Annotated in this window: 15 protein-coding genes and 1 tRNA gene; 14 read left to right on the forward strand and 2 right to left on the reverse strand. The window is 58.0% G+C overall.

Annotation, left to right across the window (positions count from 1 at the left end):
* Positions 1 to 32 precede the first annotated feature (32 nt).
* The 10 genes from ACRTG1_RS16215 (at position 33) to ACRTG1_RS16260 (ending at position 8,490) form a co-directional block, all read left to right on the forward strand.
* Positions 33 to 293 (forward strand): hypothetical protein, encoded by a 261-nt coding sequence (locus ACRTG1_RS16215; protein ID WP_432516576.1) that lies wholly within the window; start codon positions 33 to 35, stop codon positions 291 to 293.
* A 174-nt stretch (positions 294 to 467) separates the two neighbouring features.
* Positions 468 to 1,232 (forward strand): maleate cis-trans isomerase family protein, encoded by a 765-nt coding sequence (locus tag ACRTG1_RS16220; RefSeq protein ID WP_432516577.1) that lies wholly within the window; start codon positions 468 to 470, stop codon positions 1,230 to 1,232.
* A gap of 117 nt (positions 1,233 to 1,349) precedes the next feature.
* A complete protein-coding gene (locus ACRTG1_RS16225; protein WP_113156265.1) occupies positions 1,350 to 1,595 on the forward strand; it encodes a GlsB/YeaQ/YmgE family stress response membrane protein in 246 nt (81 codons plus the stop codon).
* Between the two features lie 140 nt (positions 1,596 to 1,735).
* Positions 1,736 to 1,915 (forward strand): hypothetical protein, encoded by a 180-nt coding sequence (locus ACRTG1_RS16230; RefSeq protein WP_206547706.1) that lies wholly within the window; start codon positions 1,736 to 1,738, stop codon positions 1,913 to 1,915.
* Positions 1,916 to 2,153: 238 nt separating this feature from the next.
* The gene (locus ACRTG1_RS16235; RefSeq protein ID WP_432516578.1) at positions 2,154 to 3,293 is read left to right on the forward strand and encodes a hypothetical protein; all 1,140 of its coding nucleotides are present in this window, start codon (positions 2,154 to 2,156) and stop codon (positions 3,291 to 3,293) included.
* 252 nt (positions 3,294 to 3,545) lie between these two features.
* On the forward strand, positions 3,546 to 4,553 hold the full coding sequence (locus tag ACRTG1_RS16240; protein ID WP_113154978.1) for a mechanosensitive ion channel family protein: 1,008 nt from the start codon (positions 3,546 to 3,548) through the stop codon (positions 4,551 to 4,553).
* A gap of 227 nt (positions 4,554 to 4,780) precedes the next feature.
* The gene (locus ACRTG1_RS16245) at positions 4,781 to 5,371 is read left to right on the forward strand and encodes a hypothetical protein (protein ID WP_113154977.1); all 591 of its coding nucleotides are present in this window, start codon (positions 4,781 to 4,783) and stop codon (positions 5,369 to 5,371) included.
* A 154-nt stretch (positions 5,372 to 5,525) separates the two neighbouring features.
* A complete protein-coding gene (locus ACRTG1_RS16250; RefSeq protein ID WP_113154976.1) occupies positions 5,526 to 5,771 on the forward strand; it encodes a DUF982 domain-containing protein in 246 nt (81 codons plus the stop codon).
* A 295-nt stretch (positions 5,772 to 6,066) separates the two neighbouring features.
* On the forward strand, positions 6,067 to 7,512 hold the full coding sequence (locus tag ACRTG1_RS16255) for a hypothetical protein (protein ID WP_432516579.1): 1,446 nt from the start codon (positions 6,067 to 6,069) through the stop codon (positions 7,510 to 7,512).
* 93 nt (positions 7,513 to 7,605) lie between these two features.
* Complete coding sequence (locus ACRTG1_RS16260) at positions 7,606 to 8,490, forward strand: methyltransferase domain-containing protein (protein ID WP_432516580.1); 885 nt, start codon at positions 7,606 to 7,608, stop codon at positions 8,488 to 8,490.
* Between the two features lie 6 nt (positions 8,491 to 8,496).
* Here the strand turns inward: ACRTG1_RS16260 and ACRTG1_RS16265 are convergent, their stop codons facing one another.
* A complete protein-coding gene (locus tag ACRTG1_RS16265) occupies positions 8,497 to 9,978 on the reverse strand; it encodes a glycosyltransferase (protein WP_432516581.1) in 1,482 nt (493 codons plus the stop codon).
* A 120-nt stretch (positions 9,979 to 10,098) separates the two neighbouring features.
* Between ACRTG1_RS16265 and wecB the strand changes: the two genes are divergently transcribed.
* The 3 genes from wecB to ACRTG1_RS16280 all read left to right on the forward strand — a co-directional run bounded on the left by wecB (position 10,099) and on the right by ACRTG1_RS16280 (position 16,628).
* Positions 10,099 to 11,154 (forward strand): non-hydrolyzing UDP-N-acetylglucosamine 2-epimerase, encoded by a 1,056-nt coding sequence (wecB, locus tag ACRTG1_RS16270; protein WP_432516582.1) that lies wholly within the window; start codon positions 10,099 to 10,101, stop codon positions 11,152 to 11,154.
* 409 nt (positions 11,155 to 11,563) lie between these two features.
* Positions 11,564 to 11,959 carry a hypothetical protein gene (locus ACRTG1_RS16275; RefSeq protein WP_432516583.1) on the forward strand — a complete coding sequence of 132 codons (396 nt, stop codon included), beginning with the start codon at positions 11,564 to 11,566 and terminating at the stop codon, positions 11,957 to 11,959.
* Between the two features lie 766 nt (positions 11,960 to 12,725).
* Positions 12,726 to 16,628 (forward strand): autotransporter domain-containing protein, encoded by a 3,903-nt coding sequence (locus tag ACRTG1_RS16280; protein ID WP_432516584.1) that lies wholly within the window; start codon positions 12,726 to 12,728, stop codon positions 16,626 to 16,628.
* Positions 16,629 to 16,998: 370 nt separating this feature from the next.
* Here ACRTG1_RS16280 and ACRTG1_RS16285 read toward each other — a convergent pair.
* Positions 16,999 to 17,083 (reverse strand) — tRNA-Leu (locus ACRTG1_RS16285).
* A 185-nt stretch (positions 17,084 to 17,268) separates the two neighbouring features.
* Here ACRTG1_RS16285 and lipB point away from each other — a divergent pair.
* Complete coding sequence (gene lipB, locus ACRTG1_RS16290; protein ID WP_113154969.1) at positions 17,269 to 17,991, forward strand: lipoyl(octanoyl) transferase LipB; 723 nt, start codon at positions 17,269 to 17,271, stop codon at positions 17,989 to 17,991.
* Positions 17,992 to 18,043 lie beyond the last annotated feature (52 nt).

The raw sequence follows: 18,043 nt of genomic DNA on the forward strand, positions 1-18,043 counted from the left end.
AAGTCCGTTTTCACGCTTCCCGGGGGGAAAGCATGTCGTTTGCATATGAAAACTGTGTGCCCGCAGATTTCGTGAGCGAGGCGCAGACATGTCGTGACGCCATTGAGCCGGCGTTAAGGCAGGTGCTGGTTTCGGCACGGGAGCGCGGCTGGAGCAGCCAGCAGGTCCATCTGGCCATGATGGAAATCGCCATCGCATCCATAAAGACCGACGGCCTCGACATCACCACGCTCGCCAAAATGCGGCGCGCGGCCTGGCGCGGCGACTTCGTTGCCGGACGGAAGAACCAGTAGACCCGCGTGAAGAATTTCGGGAATTGGCAAGCGCTCGATTGCATCGCGCCGGGCGAGAGACGATGATTGGCGCATCGCACACACGCACAGACGAGCACAGCCAAGATGACCGCAATGCTGCAGACCCCGCAGCCCAAAACCCCAGGGCCAAAAACCCCGCGGCCCAAAACCCCATTGCCAAAAGACCGCAAACGGGAGGCGCCGGGGCCAGTCCGCTTCGATGACGGGCGCAATGCCCGCGCCAAGCTCGGTTTCGTGCTCGTGCCCAATGACCAGCTGGTCGAGGAAGACATGGTGCGCATGGCCCCGCCCGGTGTCAGCACCTATTTCTCGCGCGCCCGCATGCCGCATGAAATCTCCACCGGCTCACTCGCGCAGCTCGCCGACAGCCTCGCGGAGACGGCCGGGCGCATCCTTCCCGACGATGCGCTGGATGTGGTGTGCCTCGCCTGCACATCGGGAACGGTCGCCGTCGGCGAAGCGCGGGTGCGTGAAGAATTGAACCGGGGCGCACCCAATGCGCGCGCAACCTCGCTCATGGGCAGCGTCCACAGGGCGCTTGAGGCGCTGAATGTCCGGAAACTGGCCGTTGCCACGCCCTATGCGGAAGAACTGACGGAGAACGTCGTCCGCTATCTGCATGACGCGGGCTTCGACATCACCGCCTATGCGGGGCTCAATCTGGACTATGACAGCGAGATGGTGCGGGTGACGCCGGAATTCCTTCTCGAATTCGGCGCGTCGATCGACACGGCCGACGCCGATGCCGTGCTGATCAGCTGCAGCGCTTTGCGTTCGCTGGAGATCGTCGACGCGCTGGAACAGAAGATCGGCAAGCCGGTGGTCGTGAGCAACCAGGCAATGATGTGGAACTGCCTCAGACTGGCCGGCATCGAAGACCGGATCGAAGGCTACGGAGCCCTGCTGCGCGACCTGTGAAGCAGATCAATACCGGCTTCACACCTCTATTTTGAAACATTCTTTCGCCGGTCGGCTTGAAACGGAGGGCGAAACCGGTCGATCATTTGCCGCCTTTCTTTTCAAGGAGTGATTCTGATGCAGGGCATTGGCTGGATCGCCGCCATCATCATCGGCGGCATTGCCGGGTGGCTGGCAAAACAGTTCATGGACACCAACACCGGCCTTCTCATGAACATCGTTCTGGGCATCGTCGGCGCGGCTGTCGCAAACGCGCTTCTGGGCGTGGTGGGAATTTCGTTTGCCGGCTGGCTCGGCAACCTGATCGCCGGTTTCATCGGCGCATGTATTCTCATAGCCATTGTGCGCGCCGTCGCGAAATAGCGGTGAGCGCACAGGGCCAGACAATTGAAACCGGCAGGGCCCTGCGCCCTGCCGGTTTCTTAATGGGCGGAAGAATTCGTGATGCATCGCTTTGCCGGACAACGACTTATCGTCATTGTTGCCCTGCAAGGTCGAAGACCATGGATACCCTGACCGAAATCATGAATGCGCTGGCGCTGGCCATCTCCGTTATCGTCGTTTCGACCGCGACGGTGGAGCTGCTGTCACGCGCGATCAGCCGCAGATACATTGATGGCCGCCATATCGATGACCGGGCAGCCAACCGGCACCCGGCGAGCCGGCTTTCGCCGCACGGCTGAGCCTCCGCCTCAGCCCCCACCAACAGAAACAAGATCGCCCGCCCCTCGCCCGGCTCCAATCCAGTGCGCAACCGGGTGACCAATCCTTCTGTCATCAAGCATTTATACCGGGACAATTATATCAACCCCGTTGATGATCTTTTGGATCGGATGCTAGCAATTCATTTGGCGTTTCGCTCAATCTGAAAATGAAACGCCATATAAAAACTAGAAATTGAATATACCGGGGCAATTCAACGTGAAAAAACTATTCGGATTTACGATTCTCTCCGCCGCATTATTGGCTGGCGGGAGCGCGCTATCCCTCGCGCAAGAAAAAACAGATCCAAACAAGTTTCTTGAAGCCTTCCCAGAGGATGGCTCATGGTTCAAGGCGCAGTTTCATATTCACGCAAATTGGGGCCTGCCCGACCTCATCCCCACCACGCCGCCGGATGTCCCGCTCAATTACTATTTCAGCCGGGACTACAACATCGTTTCCTTCACCGACCTGAACTACACCACTCCCGTCTTCGAAGGCGTGAAACCTTACTGGGACCGCCCGGGACGCACGCTTGTAATGGCCGGCAACGAACTCAACTGCGAACCCGTGGGCGAACCGCCCTATGGGGTGATCGACACGATTGTCGTTGGCCTGCCGAGCGACGACCAGCTGGAGGTTCCCTGCGACACGTCGTGGAGCACGGCGGCGGTGCTGAAGGCGCAGGCCGAAACCGGCCGCGCCGCGGGCGGCATTCCCGTCATCTCGCACCCCAACATGTTTTACAGCATCACCGCCAAGGACATTCTTGAAACCGACCCGATGGCCAGCCGCCATGTCGAAATCCGCAATGGCGAACCGGGCATGAACGACTTTGGCGGAAACGGGCACGCCTCGACCTTCGAGATCTGGGACGAGGTTCTGTCCACCGGCCGCCAGATTTTCGGCTGGGGGACGGATGACAGCCACCACTTCCCGCAGCAAAGCGCCCCGAACCATCACAATCCCCGCAAGCAGGCCCTTGCCGACCGGGTCTGGATGTATGTGTTCGCGAATGAATTGAGCGACGACGCCATTCGGGCCGCACTCGACAAGGGGCATTTCTATGCCTCCACAGGCGTGACCTTCACGGACCTTCAGATGGGCGAAGGCAGGCTCTCCATCACGCTGGACCCGGCCTCCAGCGACATTGGCTGGCATGGCTTTTACCTGAAGGAAGGCGACTTCAACCCGACCAGCTACCGCACACGCTTCATCGGCCGCGATGGCGAGGTTCTCGCCATGGATGACAGCTATTCACCCGAGTATAGCTGCAAGACCGACGACCTCTATGTGCGCGCCGAGGTCACCAACAGTGATGGCTGGCAGGCCTTCACCAATGCGGTGTTCTGCCCCTGACGGGCCACCCGGCCTGCAGCCTCGCCAAGAAAGCGATCATATGCGGGCGAGACAGGAAACGGGGCCGGCAACTGCGGCCCCGCTTCAAGAATCCCGATGGACGGCAGGGCAGATGCGTGATTTCTGGAAAGCGCCTGACTCACCTGAGCCGGCGCGTTCTGCGCGCCGGGCCGTGTTCACGGGCAATATGACGATCTTATCTGCATGCGGCGCCCATTGCCTGCACATTGCGGACAACAGCGAGGTGATCGCATGACATTCTACTGGATCGATCTGGGTCTGATCGTGGCCTTTTCGGCCGTTGTGCTCGGCTGCCTCTATGGCATGCGCAGGAATGGAAAATGGTCGCACAGCATCGTCGTCCATGCGATCTACCTGCTGTCGGTCACAGGCCTGTTGCTGACCGTTAACACGGTCATCGATCAGTTGCTGGTGCACTACAAGGTGACACTGATACAGCCTGATTTTATTGACGATTTGACCTATGTGGCGATCGGCCTGGCCGTGATTGAGGAGATGTTTCACCTCATCAACCGACTGACCTATGCCCAGGTACAGAAAGGCAGCGACCGAACGTCGGCGACCAGTGTTGCACGCGTTCTCAAAATGGCGATTGTCCTGTCGCTCGTCCTGCTCTTTGGCGAGCATCTGGGGCTGAGCCTGTCCGGCCTGCTCGCCTTTGGCGGATTTGGCGGCATCGCCATCGGCATTGCCGGCAAGGATGTTCTGAGCAATGTCTTCTCGGGCGTGATGCTTTATTTCGACCGCCCGTTCAACCTGGGCGACTGGATCCGCTCGCCCGACCGCCAGATCGAGGGCTCCGTCGAGGAGATCGGCTGGCGCATGACCCGCATAACGACGTTCGACAACCGCCCGCTTTACGTGCCCAATTCGCTCTTCTCATCGATCAGCGTCGAGAATCCCGGCCAGATGCGTAACCGGCGGATCAGCACGTCCATCAATGTGCGCTACGAGGATGCGGCGAAGATCAATGCCATCATCACGGACATACGGGCGATGTTGCGGGGGAATCCGAGCATCGACCTGAAACAGGACCTGCTCATCTACTTCAACGAGTTTGGCGAGTATTCGCTGAACATCATGGTCTACTGCTTCACCAAGACCACCAACTGGGCGGAGTGGCTGGACGTCCAGCAGGACGTGTATCTGAAGATCATCGAGATCGTGCACAACAATGGTGCTGACTTTGCTGATCCGAAGCAGGTCATCTCGATAGAGAAGGCCGAGGCCGCAGGGTGACGCGAGGAGCATCGACCTCTAAAGGGCGCCCGTTTCCGGCTGACCGCCGCCTGCGGCGCGCCCCCTTCCATACGTCGTTGATGCTCCCTTGATGTGCTCTCGATGCGCCCTGCCCCGGCCGGAATCCGGCGCGCGGCTTGCCAAATCGTTTCACCGATAGTGCAATGCTTATGAGTTAAAGCAATCCGGCCTGACGATTCGGCTGATGGAAGGAGCAGGCGCGCGCAATGGAGCAGTCGATCCCCAACACCGATCAGCTCATCCATATTCGCGTTGTGCTGGGTGTTGTGATGGGGTTGAGCCTCGCGCGGCTCCTCAACGGCCTGGCCCATTTCGTTCAGCATCCGGGCAAGATCCGCATCTATTCGGTGCATATCGGCTGGGTTCTGTTCCTGTTTCTGGCCGTCGTGCACTTCTGGTGGTTTCAGTTCAGCCTGATCTACATCTCGCACTGGACCTTCGAGCACTACATCTTCGTCATCATGTATGCCGCGCTGTTCTTCTTCATCTGCGCGCTGCTTTTTCCCGACGACATGAAGGAGTATTCGGGGTTCGCCGACTACTTCCATTCGCGGCAGACGTGGTTTTTTGCGCTTTTGGCTGCGCTTTATGCGGTGGACATCATCGACACGCTGGCCAAGGGCGTTGAGCATTTCAAAAACCTCGGGCCTGAATATCCCCTGCGGCAGGCGGTGATGATCACCCTCTCCATCGTGGCCATCTTCGTCAAAAGCCGCCGCTTCCACCTCAGTTTCGTGACGGCAGCGCTGGCAATCCAGGTCCTCTGGATCATCCAGTATTTCCAGGTTCTTGCCTAAAACCTTAAAAGCGCAGTGCTTTTACAAACGCCTGCGGCGATGAACATGGGCCTTCCACCTGACTTTTCGCCCACTTCACATCTCGGTGATGCAGGCGCGTGTTCCCTTCTCCATGTGGTAAAATCTCCGCCTCAACAGGCTGGGAGAGCCGACAATGAATGAAGGATGGTTTTCCAAACCCGTACCGATTGCAGAATGCATCACGGGCGATATTCGATACATTTCGAGCGCCAGACAGGCTCTGGAACTGCTGGACGGCCACTGGCGGCAACCGGGCAGCGAAGCGCACCGGGAAGCGCTGATCGTCTGCCAGCGGGCCATGGATGGCAGAGCGACCGGCGATGCGGCAATGCAGGCATTTCTCACCGCCGCGACGGAAGCACGCGTGCTGACATCGTGATGGTGGACTGCGGGGGTCGGTAGACCCGGATTACGGGCCGCTCCACTAGGCGAGAGGAGCATCAGCTGGCAACACGCCCTCAGTCGCACTCCAATGCATGACAGTGCCAGAGGGTCTCTAAGACCGTGGGGGCAGACACTCCCCCTTCACGTCTTCAGTTTGAGTTGAAATGACAACCTCCCCGGTTGACGCTCTCCGCCACGCCCTCTTCAATTCTCTGCTATGTTTCATTGAAGGCTGCTGCTAAAGCATTCAATTTGCATGCTTCCTCGCCGACACAGGTTCAAGATCACCGATGAAACATTTGCTTTTTCTGGCTGCTACATTGTTGCCCTCAAACTTGTCCGCCACGGAAGTGTGCGGAGCAGTGAATGATACCGTACATTGCGAACCTTTAGCGCCATTCCAGCCCACGACGGAGCAAATACTTTTTGCAAGCAAGGTATTCGATCTAGGCGAGCGCGGCTTCGACTTCGAGATGTACGGGAATGGACAAAAGACGATCCTCGTCGAGGGCGTTCCATTCGCGCAATACTGGCAACTTGAAGACGACAAAAAATACGTCTTTCACCCGATCGTGTTCGGCCGGTACGTGTTCAACTCCGCTGACGACAAGGTCTTCCAACAGAACTGGAAAGAACTTGTCAGCAAGGTCGGCATTGAACTCCCCAATGGGGGCTTGGCATTCTATTATCCGAACCATTACCCCCTGAACCGAATGCGTGGGCCTGATCTTGTCTACAGCGCGATCAGCCAGAGCGAAGTACTCGCGGGTTTCCTGCGCCTTCACCAAGAGCTGCAGTCGGACGAAACTGCCGAAATGCTAGGCAAGGTTCGAGATGCCCTCTTTTTCCCACATGACCAAGGCGGGGTTGATCTGGGCGTAGCCCAGTTGGAGCTTCCGCTCTTTCGCTCCAACCCGGAGATCATCCTGAATGGATGGCTCCATTCACTGCTCCATCTCAATGATTACGCAATCTTGATGAACGATGCGCAGGTCGCCAGCTATGTCGAACAGAACCTGGAGTTCTTCGCGGACAATCACGACGCCTGGTACGATCACGAGCGCTTCATAACGCGCTACTCAGATACATCCCCTCACCGACTCGTTGTCACACCGGAAGAAGCCGGGCAGGAATTCACAGCGGTCTACAAACCCAAAGATGCCAGGCTGAAAAGCTATGAAATCGAGCCTGTTCTCGATCTCGAGAATCGTTATTCCGGCTTTGACGTAAGGGTCAATGCAGTCAACGCTGACAATGGCAAGATTACCATGTCGCTGACATGCAGTTCGCTTTTCGACACTTACCTGACTTCAGACGCTGCGTTCTCTGTGATGATCCGTGACGGAGGCTATTCACCATCCCGAGCATCCCCCGATGCATCAGGAGAGTGGCAGACCATTGTGTCCGGCGAGATTGACGGGCGTGAAGTTGCCCAAATCTCACTGGACGACAAAGAGCTGATTTGCGGATACCCAACCAACTTCTCAAAAGCGAACGGGAAGAACTTCTACCACATGCAACATATCGTTGCTCTTCGCTATCTCGCCGAGACATCTGCGTACCAGAACGATGAACTGGATGGCCGGATATCGGAGATCGCAATGGCATGGCTTGCCAACAATGAAAAGTTCCAGGGAGAAGGCCTTGAGTTCGAAGGGCCGCAAAAGGTTCTAGACTCAATCAACCGAGGCAAGGCAATCGTCCAGATCACAGATGCAACCATTTTGTTGCACTGACCTTTAAGTCAGTGTCGCTTGGCCACTTGGATGTCTCCTTCTGACCAAAGTGATATGCTAAGGACAGGGAAATTGTAGTTATCAAGCCAGAGGATGGCCATCACGGTGGAAGAGCGAACAGCCAAGAAATTGAGTCCTAGTGAAGTCATCAAACAGGCCAAGGAAGCTGAAGCGGCACAGAATGATGAGTTGGCTGCATCCCTTTTTTCACAAGCAATAGACCTTAAAGGCGCCACTTCACCAGCTTGGTGGTACGTACGCTTGGCTCACGCACATATTCGGTTGGGCAACAGGCAAGCCGCTGTTGAAGCTTATCGCTGCGCAACGGCCATTGAGCCAACACATTCAGGATGGGTGGCCGCAGCGAAAGAACTCGACAAATGGTCCGGTTCAAGAGTGGCCTCTGCCGAAGCTTCGGCTGACTACTATGACGAAGTCTATCGACAATCTGAGGCCTACCGCCAAGCTGCTGGCGAGACCCCCTATGCGGCGATGTGGTCTCGTATTCTTCAACTTCTGCAAGCAGCAAGGACTACCCACATATTGGACATCGGTTGCGGGCCAGGTCAATTCGCAACGTTCCTGAACGAGAACTGGAACGGCGACTATGAAGGGCTGGACTTCAGCAAGGTCGCCATAGACCAAGCAAACTCACTCAGCCTCCCTTACAAATTTTACTATGGCAACGCGCTTACCTCCGACGCGCTGAGCTTCAGCACCTATGATACGGTCATTTGCACGGAGGTTCTTGAACATATCGATGAAGATATTGAACTGCTGAAGCGAATACGCTCAAACGTATATTGCCTGTGTTCGGTACCAAGCTTCCACGCTTTTGGCCATGTACGCTACTTCACTGAAGCAGGCGAGGTTGTTGACCGTTACTCACCGCTCTTCACGAGTATCGAGATCGAGGAATTTCCCCTCCCATCCGGGGCGAAGATATTCCTGATCTCTGGCAGACGGTGCGGTGACTGATCCACACTAACCGAAAGCGCGGGCAGCCCCCCTTTTTACCGCTTCAAGAAGCCCGTCTTGCTCGGCAATCTCCATAAATCTGCCAAACTTTGACTTTGGCTTCAGCTTGGCCGCAGGCAATGAATCGAGCGCAGAGAGCCGTGCTAGAATTGTCCGTGTTTCGGCCTCCTGCTTGATCTGAGACCTTCGCGTCACTTCTGCCAGACGGGATGCAAAGATGCTCTCGAATGCAGTGCTTTCACCTGCCTCCCAGCGCGCGGCTTCCGCCCTGCGCTCCTTCTTGACCGAAGTTCGATCCCCCTCAAGAAGCTCTGCATAAATCTTCTGGATCTTTTTCTCCTGCTGCTCCCAGCTGAAGGCACTCTTCAACTCAGGCGCGATCCTTGAGCGCAGCTCCACACGATTTGCAAGGACATCTCTAATCGCACTTTCGCAGGATTCGACATTGCCGGCCTCGAAAGTGGCTCCGACACGATGTGTCTCCATGAATGACTTCATGCTCGCGACATCGCTAAGAACCATGGGCAGGTTCGCATGCAGGTATTCAAACATTTTGTTGGGTAACGCGACCTCGGCGTTTCCATAGTGCACAAGGCCGTGAATTCCGAAATCCGCAGTGCGGATGAATGAAGTGACCTGGTCGCTCGCAACGAAAGGATGCGTGTGGAAGCGATCTGCGAACCCCAGGTTCTTTGCCCTCTGCTTCATTTCATCGACGTACTTGCCCTGGCTGACGAAAACCAGATGAAGGCCTTCGATACGAGCGCAGGCATCAACGATGACATCGCACCCACGGAGAGGTGTGCCCCCCCCCACAAACACCGCCAAAGGGACATCCGGCGCAAGACCAAGGGCAGTTCTGACATCCGGACCGCCCTCGGAAAACGCGCCGGCCACAGGCACATTATAGGTGATTTGCGGTTGCTCCCTGAGGCCGTATCTGCGCTCAAGTTTCTCTGCGAGCAGATCGCTAACAGTCGTTAATCGGTCTGGAGCATCCAGATACTCGCGCTCCCACCCAAGGCAGACTGGCTTGTAGTTTTCTGAACGCGCAAACCCCTCCAGCCCGGCCACCAACTCGTGCAGATCATGAACCCAGGGAATGTCGTGCCCACTCGCTAGAAGCGCCATTTTTGTGGCTACGCCGATCTTCAATCCGATCATGTCGTGCGAATGAATAAGATCTGGCTCCAGTTCCAAGATGTGTGGCAGCGCGCGACGATTATACAGCCCCAGAAGAAGGCGCAGATCATCACTGTGCTCATCACCCCACAGCCCCAGCTTACTCAAATAGCCAGAGGGGTTAGGGATAAACACGACGGGCACCCCTTCAACCTCGGATTTTTCTACACTTCTGCTGCTTGTCACACCAACAATTGTTGCCCTATACCCAGCATTCAGAGCCGATTGAGCAGTCTTGATCACACGGCTGTCGCCGGCAATCCGATTATACACCATAGAAACCACATGTGGGTTTGAGCGCAGCATTCCGTCCCTCACACTTCAAGAGTCGCAGCGTACCTACAATTAAGAGACTGTCCGGCCAAGTCGGTATTCATCACATTATGTAAGAATCGCACCGGCCAGATTACAACCTGGAGTATTTCCTTGTCCAATCTTCGCATCGCGACCATCATTGGCGCCAGACCGCAGTTCGTGAAAGCAGCCCCTCTGTCTCTGGAGATCGCGAATACAGCTGGCATCGAGGAAATCTCGATCCACACCGGACAGCATTACGATGCCAATATGTCAGATGTGTTTTTCTCTGATCTCGCATTGCCCAGACCTGCGTATAATCTCGGCATCAGTGGTGGCTCTCATGGCAAGATGACCGGAGAGATGCTGGCAGCGATCGAGACCATACTGACCGAACAGGCACCCGATGCTGTTCTTGTGTATGGCGACACCAATTCCACACTCGCTGGCGGCCTGGCTGCTGCAAAACTCAACATTCCGGTGATCCATGTCGAGGCCGGCTTGCGATCGTTCAATCGTAAGATGCCGGAAGAGATCAATCGCGTCATGGTCGATCACGTCAGCGCACTGCTCTTTTGCCCCACTTCGACATCTGTCGAAAATCTGGCCCGTGAGGGGATCACAAAAGGAGTCCATCAGGTTGGAGACCTGATGTTCGATGCCACATTGACGCTCACACCGATCGCCGAGGAGCAGTCAAAGCTGCTTGAGGAACTAGACCTGAGTCCATCCGGCTACTGCGCCGCCACCCTGCACCGCGCGGACAATACTGCCTCGCCAGAAGCAATCGAGAAGGCGCTGCGCTACATGGTTCAGCACTCCGACGGAAAGGAAGTGGTTATCCCGCTTCACCCGAGAACCAGACACGCTGCGGAACGCTTCAACATCTCGGTGGAACGGGACGGGATTCGCGTTGTCGAGCCGCTGGGCTATATCGACATGATCAAGCTGGCAAAGAACGCAGCCCTGATCTTCACCGATTCAGGCGGCCTGCAGAAGGAAGCCTATTTTCATGGCGTACCCTGTGTCACGCTGCGAAGCGAAACCGAATGGATAGAAACAGTGACCTCCGGCTGGAACCGTCTCTGGAGCGAAGGCTCTTACGCCCCCAGGACAGACATCGCAGAGTATGGCGATGGGAGCTCGGCAAAAACAATCGTCAACATCATCAAGGACTGGTCAGCGTAATTCATTCGCCCTCTCCCATACGGATCGCGTTGTGGCGGGATGATGCAGAAATCAATCCGCCCTGCGCCTCACTCAAAATCAGGTTGCCACTGTTCCGCAGCCATCGCCATGCCTGCGAGACCGTCGAATAATGAAGAATGACTACAACCTGGACCGGCCACACGCAAACCTCGACAGCATCACGCCGACCGAGTTTGCAAGCGGGTCCATATTGCAGCACAACATGAGCGGGGCCAGCCTGTGAATGACACATTGAAGGTAGCAGGCCACGTCCCCTCCATCGGCCCTGTCTAAAATGGTCAGAACGCCATCGAGGGCGTCTTGGCCCGCTGGGCGCAACCAGACTTCACGCTGGCTGGATGGCCGTCTATCTTCACCATGGCCAGCTGATGAATTGAGGAATTCGCTCGTGGAGCCGATCAATGACCGCCGCCGCTTCTTTCTCAAGGACGTGCCTTCGTTTGGGGACATGCCCTTTGCTCCCGCGCTGGGCAGGTTCGCATCCGGGACGACGGGCGCCGTCGTTTTCGCGCTTCTTCAGGTCGCGCTGTTTGTCCATCTCCTCGACGATATCACTGTCACTGAATTCGCGAACGGCGTGAACGGCGAGATGGTGAAGTCATCCACAGTGGAGCTTGATCAGGCGACGTGGCGGTCCTACGCAACCATCGGCGGCGTCGTCGCTCTCGGCGTCATTTCGCTCTTCATGAAGTTTTATGGTGACGTTGCAGCCAATTGGGGCGCCCGTATTCTCATCGGGCTGATTCCAGCCGCACTCTCGATTTACATCCTCGCTGGAATCTAGACGAACTGAAGTTCGAGAGTTCGTCCAGACAACCATCCGACCCATCGCTGGCACCCCTTGCCGCGCGCTACCAGCCCAATCCCGGGACACCCCAGTCAAGTCGAAACGTGACAGTCCAGATGACTGACCAGCCGTCGGCTGTGGAAGCCATGAACCTGGCCAGCCGAGCATCGAAGCCGCGAACAAATGCCAGCCCGGCTTCTCCTCTCGCGACATATGTCCCGAGGCTGGGGAAGTCTCCCATAAATGCAGTTCCAGCCCAGCGATGAAGAATGGCAATGGTCATCAAGCCGCCGTCACGGAACGTATGGTCGGCTAATCGACAGATCCCAGCTGAGCAAAAGGCCGCTCAAGCGCTTCGCACATACGCCGGCTCGATACATTCAGGCGCAGCCCGCGCAACAGCGGGCACTACATCACCATGTCACATGAAGCTGATTAAACGTGGACCAAGCCTTTCCCGGTGAAAATTCAACCCTCATCAAGGGATATTAGTTCTTAATAATAGCAATTAATAGATTGATTCTTTAAAAATCAAACAGATTATGCAATCCAATTCTATATTGAATATTTGCACTCTTGGGGGAAATTGTACATGCGAATATTTACAACTTTAAAGATAAAGACGCACCTATTAAGCACAACCGCACTGGCAATTTTCCTATGCACAACGCCGCAGCCAGCCAATGCACAGTCAGTCGAGGTAGACGCTATAGAGAACGATGTTTCTCCCTTTCCCTCGCAGAACCCACAGCAAACGTGGCCCGTGAACGGCGACCTTTTTGTTGGCAACTCGGACAAGGGCAGGCTGACCATCAAGGATGGCGGTTGGGTCGACAACGCAACTGGCTATATCGGCTTCGCTTCTGGCTCTGAGGGCACTGTCAGCGTATCGGGACCGGGCTCCACATGGAAGAACAGCGGCAGTCTCATTGTTGGCGACAACGGCAAAGGCACGCTGATCATTGAGGACGGAGGGGCCGTCGACAGCACACGCGTCAGAATCGGGGGCGTTCCCGGCGCTGAAGGCACGGTCACCGTGAAAGGAACTGGCGCAATTTGGAAGAACACCGACCTGAATATGAATTCAGGCCAGCTGACCATTGCCGACGGCGGGTCTGTCGAGAGCGCGCAGGGATTTATCGGCAACATCCCTAATACTGAGGGTACCGTCAGCGTTTCCGGAGAGAACGCCACATGGATAAACAGCGGCAGTCTCATTGTTGGCGAAAACAGCAAAGGCACGCTGTCCATTGCCGACGGCGGCACTGTTTCGGCCAACACTGGATCAGGTGGAAGTGGACCAGGTGTGGTTTACCTGGGTTCTGATCTGTCTGCTGACGGTGTCATCAATGTCGGCGCTGCTTTGGGCAGTCAGGCGGAGGCCGCCGGCACTCTGCAGACGGATGACATCATTTTCGGGGATGGCAGCGGGACGCTCAACTTCAAGCATACCGGTGCAACCACCTTTTCTGCCGCACTGGAAAGCTCTGGTGCGGGCACGCACACCGTGAACCATGCTGCCGGCACGACCATGCTGACCGGCGATTCTTCTGCCTTCACGGGCACAACGACAGTCTCCGGCGGCACGCTGCTGATCGGTGACGCCGCCGGCAATGGCACGCTCGGCGGTGTCGTCAATGTCGGGATGAATGGGGCGCTGGGCGGCTCGGGCACGTTGAATGGAGCCGTCACCATTGACGGTACGCTGGCAGCCGGCAACAGCCCCGGCACCCTGACCTTCAACAACGATCTGACCCTCAATGCAGGCTCGACTTCGGTGTTCGAGCTCAACAGTCCGGGCGTTGCCGGCGGCGCAGGCAATGACCTGGTCAGGGTAAATGGCGCTCTTGCGCTTAACGGAACTCTGGATGCCCGCGTGGCTGCGGCAGGCTATTATCGCCTGTTCGAGTATGGTGGCGCGCAATCGGGCGCTTTCGCCGATGGAACGGTGACGGGTACAGGTGGTTTCAAACCGGCCAACCCAAACAATCCCGACATCCGTTACGACATTCCCGGTCAGGTCAATCTGTCGGTTCTGAACTCCGAGCAGACCATGCAGTTCTGGAATGGCGGCAGCGGCGTCTGGCAATCCTTCGCGACCGACTGGACCGATGCCACGGGCAGCGCCAATGCCGGCTGGGGCGGTTCAGTCGGCGTTTTTGCCGGCTCAGCCGGGACGGTCACCGTCCAGGGGGCGCAGGTTTTCGATACGTTGCAGTTCTCCACGGATGACTACCGCATCCAGGGCGATGCGCTCTCCATCGGCGCTGCCGGTGGCGGCACATTCAACATCGATGGTGGTGTGACGACGACGGTTGCTTCGATCATTGAGGACGGAGCGGGCAAGGTTGTTCGCAAGGCCGGGGGCGGCACGCTGGTTCTGAGTGGCGCCAACACCCATTCGGGTGGTGTCGATCTTCTGGGCGGTGTCCTTTCGGTGGCGTCCGACCAGAACCTTGGCGCTGCCCCGGGCGGGCTGAGGTTTGACGGCGGCGTGCTGAAAGTGACGGGCACGGGCTACACCGGAACCGCGCGCGACATCCTGATTGGCGGTGATGGCGGCGGTTTCGACATCGCGGATGCAGACAACACGTTCAGCCTGACGCAGGGCATCACCGGTACAGGCGACCTTCTCAAAAAGGGCGACGGCACTCTGGTTTTGGGTGGAACCAATGGCTACCGCGACACGCTGGTCGAGGCCGGAACGCTGGTCGGAAACGCGGGCTCGATCTCCGGCGATATCGGCAACGGCGCGACCGTGGTGTTCGACCAGGCAGGCGATGCAAGCTTTTCGGGGAACATCGGCAGCCTGAACGGCACAGAGGGCGCGATGATCAAGCGTGGCGCGGGTGTTCTGACGCTGTCCGGCGCTTCCACGCTCGGCTGGTCTGTCGAGACTGGCGGGCTGGTGACGGATGCCAGCCGCTTTGCAGGAGACGTCGATATTGCGAGCGGCGCATCGCTGGCTTTTGCGCAGAGCGAGTCGGCTGGCTATGCCGGCGCTCTGTCAGGCACGGGCAGTTTCAGCATCAGCGGGTCCGGCACAGTGACGCTGACCGGCGACAGCTCGGGCTTCACCGGATCGACGTCGTTCTCCAACGGAACGCTGATCGTCGGCACCGCTGCAGGCGGTGCGCTCGGCGGCTCGATCATGCTTGGTCCGGACAGCCAGCTCGGTGGAACGGGCACCGTTGGTTCGGCTGGATCGACGGTGGCGATCAACTCTGGCGGAACGCATGCGCCCGGCAACTCCATCGGTGTACAGACCATTGCCGGCAACTATGTCAATCACGGGATGCTGGCCATTGAGGTGACTCCGACAGCAGCGGACAAGGTGATCGTGCAGGGCACGGTGGACATTTCCGGCGCAACGCTTGCGTTGACAGGAACGCCGCTCACCGCGGCGGACTGGCCGATCCTCAACGGCCCCTACATCATTCTCGACAATCAGGGCGCAGGCGCGGTGGCCGGCACGTTCGCCAGCGTCACCAACAATCTTCTGTTTCTTGACGAAACGGTCGATTACGCCGGCGGAGATGGCAATGACATCTCGCTGGAACTCACACGCAATGACACGTCATTCGCCGATATTGGCCGCACACCGAACCAGCGGCAGACGGGTTCGAGCGCAGACACGCTTTCCATGACCACACCCATCTGGCAGGCCTTCGCCACCATGACCGACGAGGACGTGGTGCGCGCAAGCCTCGCTTCACTTTCGGGCGAGGTGCACCCCTCATTCCAGGGCGCGCTGAACAGAGGAAGCGCCTTCCTGCGCAACGCTGCGAATGACCGCATTCGCGCCGCCTTCGCCGCATCCGGCAACACTTCACAGGAGCTTTCGCATGGGCTCGCCTTCTGGAGCGAGGCCTATGGCGCATGGGCCGGCTTCGACAGCGACGGCAATGCGGCAGCCATGGACCTGTCGTCCGGCGGCTTGTTCGTCGGCGCTGACGCGCTGGCCGGCAACTGGCGCTTCGGCCTGCTGGGCGGCTACGGACAATCGAAGCTCGATGTCGCGAAGATTGCGTCCTCGGCCGAGAGCAAGGACTACCATCTGGGGCTTTATGCCGGAACGGAACTGGGAAGGCTCGGCATCCGGACGGGCGCCGGCTATAGCTGGCACGGCATCGACACGGCAAGGAACGTGCACGCAGGCGCTTTCACCGACGGTCTGAGCGCCCGTTACGACGCCAGCACTTTCCAGGCATTCGGCGAGATGAGCTACCGGTCTGACCTTCAGGCTGCGCGCCTGGAGCCCTTCGTCAATCTGGCCTATGTGCACCAGCGCTCGGACGGTTTCAGCGAACTGGGCGGCGCGGCCGCGCTGACAGTGAAAGGTCAGCCGATGGACACGGGATACGCGACGATCGGTGCGCGCATGGAGCATGCATTCCAGCTCGATACGATGAAGGCGGAGGCAAAAGCGACGCTTGGCTGGCAGATGGCGTTCGGGGATACCAAGCCCACATCGGTTCACTCTTTTGCGGGCAGTTCGGATTTCCTCATTGCCGGCGTGCCAATCGCGCGCAATGCGGCGCTGATCGAGGCCGGGGTCGACGTCGACCTTACTCCAAAATCCACGCTTGGCCTCTCCTACCGTGGCCAGATTGCCGAGAATGCACGGCAGCATGAGATCAACGGCATGCTCAGCATCCGCTTCTGATCACGGGAGCCACAAGCCGGAGAAGCCCCGCTAGCTGAGAACGTTGGCGGGGCTTTTTTTGTGGCAACAATGCTGCAGCCCTGCCCTTCATCCACATCAATGACGCAGCACCGATGACGGCCGCGACGCAACGTGCGTGCTTTCATCGCGATGGTCGACTGCGCGGATCGAATGGCAAGGCGCCGGGGTATGATCTGGAAGATTCGAAGAAGAAATCAGAAGGCGTCAGGGTTTCGGCACTGAACGCCAGAAAGCCGAGCGATTTGCTCTTAAGACTTCTCATTCTCAGAGGAGATTTGAGGGGAGCGCGGCTTTGTGCGCGATACATTCCGAAGATGACCGGGAGGAACAGCTTTCTCGGAAGAGAGCTTGGTGCGGTCGAGAAGACTCGAACTTCCACGGGTTGCCCCACAGCGACCTCAACGCTGCGCGTCTACCAATTCCGCCACGACCGCACGTAGCTGGAGGCCGGTTCGTCACCGGCAACGGGCATGTAGCAAATCGGTTTTCGGGAGACAAGCGACTTCTCGAAAAAGACGCAAAAAAAGATGCTCATGCACATCTTCAAGCCGAGACTGGACCCGAGCGCCCATTATCGCCATATGAAACGGGTGATTTCAGTACCTGATGGGATGAGAAAATGAGCGAACGCGGCCAGATCGACACCGTATTCCTGCCGCGCGAGGATGCCCCGCCGGTGGAATGGCGAATCGAACCGGGTCTCACCGACTACGAAACCGCCGTTTCCTTCATGGAAGAGCGCGCCGGGCTGATTCGTGACGGCAAGGCCAGAGAGCTTGTCTGGCTGGTCGAGCACCCGCCGCTCTACACCGCCGGCACCAGTGCCAACAGCGAAGACCTGCTCGAGGCCCATCGCTTCCCCGTCTACAAGACCGGGCGCGGCGGCGAATACACCTATCATGGCCCCGGCCAGCGTGTGGTCTATGTGATGCTTGATCTGAAGACGCGCCGCGAAGACATCCGCGCCTTCATCGCCGCGCTGGAAGCCTGGATCATCGGCGCGCTGACGCGCTTCAACGTGACCGGCGAGCGGCGCGAGGACCGGGTTGGCGTGTGGGTCGCGCGCCCCGACAAGCCGCCCCTGCCCGGCGGCCTGCCCGCAGAAGACAAGATCGCCGCCATAGGCATCCGCCTGAGGCGCTGGGTGAGCTTTCACGGCATCTCGATCAACGTTGAGCCGGAACTGGCGCATTTCGGCGGCATCGTGCCCTGCGGCATCAGCGGCTATGGCGTCACCAGCCTGGTCGACCTCGGCCTGCCGGTGACCATGGACGATGTGGACCTGGCGTTGAAAGCCGCTTTCGAGGACGTGTTCGGTCCGGCCGAGAAATCCACCGACTGAGCACTTGCAGCGCGCGCGCCTTGGTCGGGATGCGTTTGGTCTGCGTGTTTTG

Source organism: Nitratireductor sp. PBL-C9 (genome assembly GCF_050877045.1).
Lineage (GTDB): Bacteria > Pseudomonadota > Alphaproteobacteria > Rhizobiales > Rhizobiaceae > Nitratireductor > Nitratireductor aquimarinus.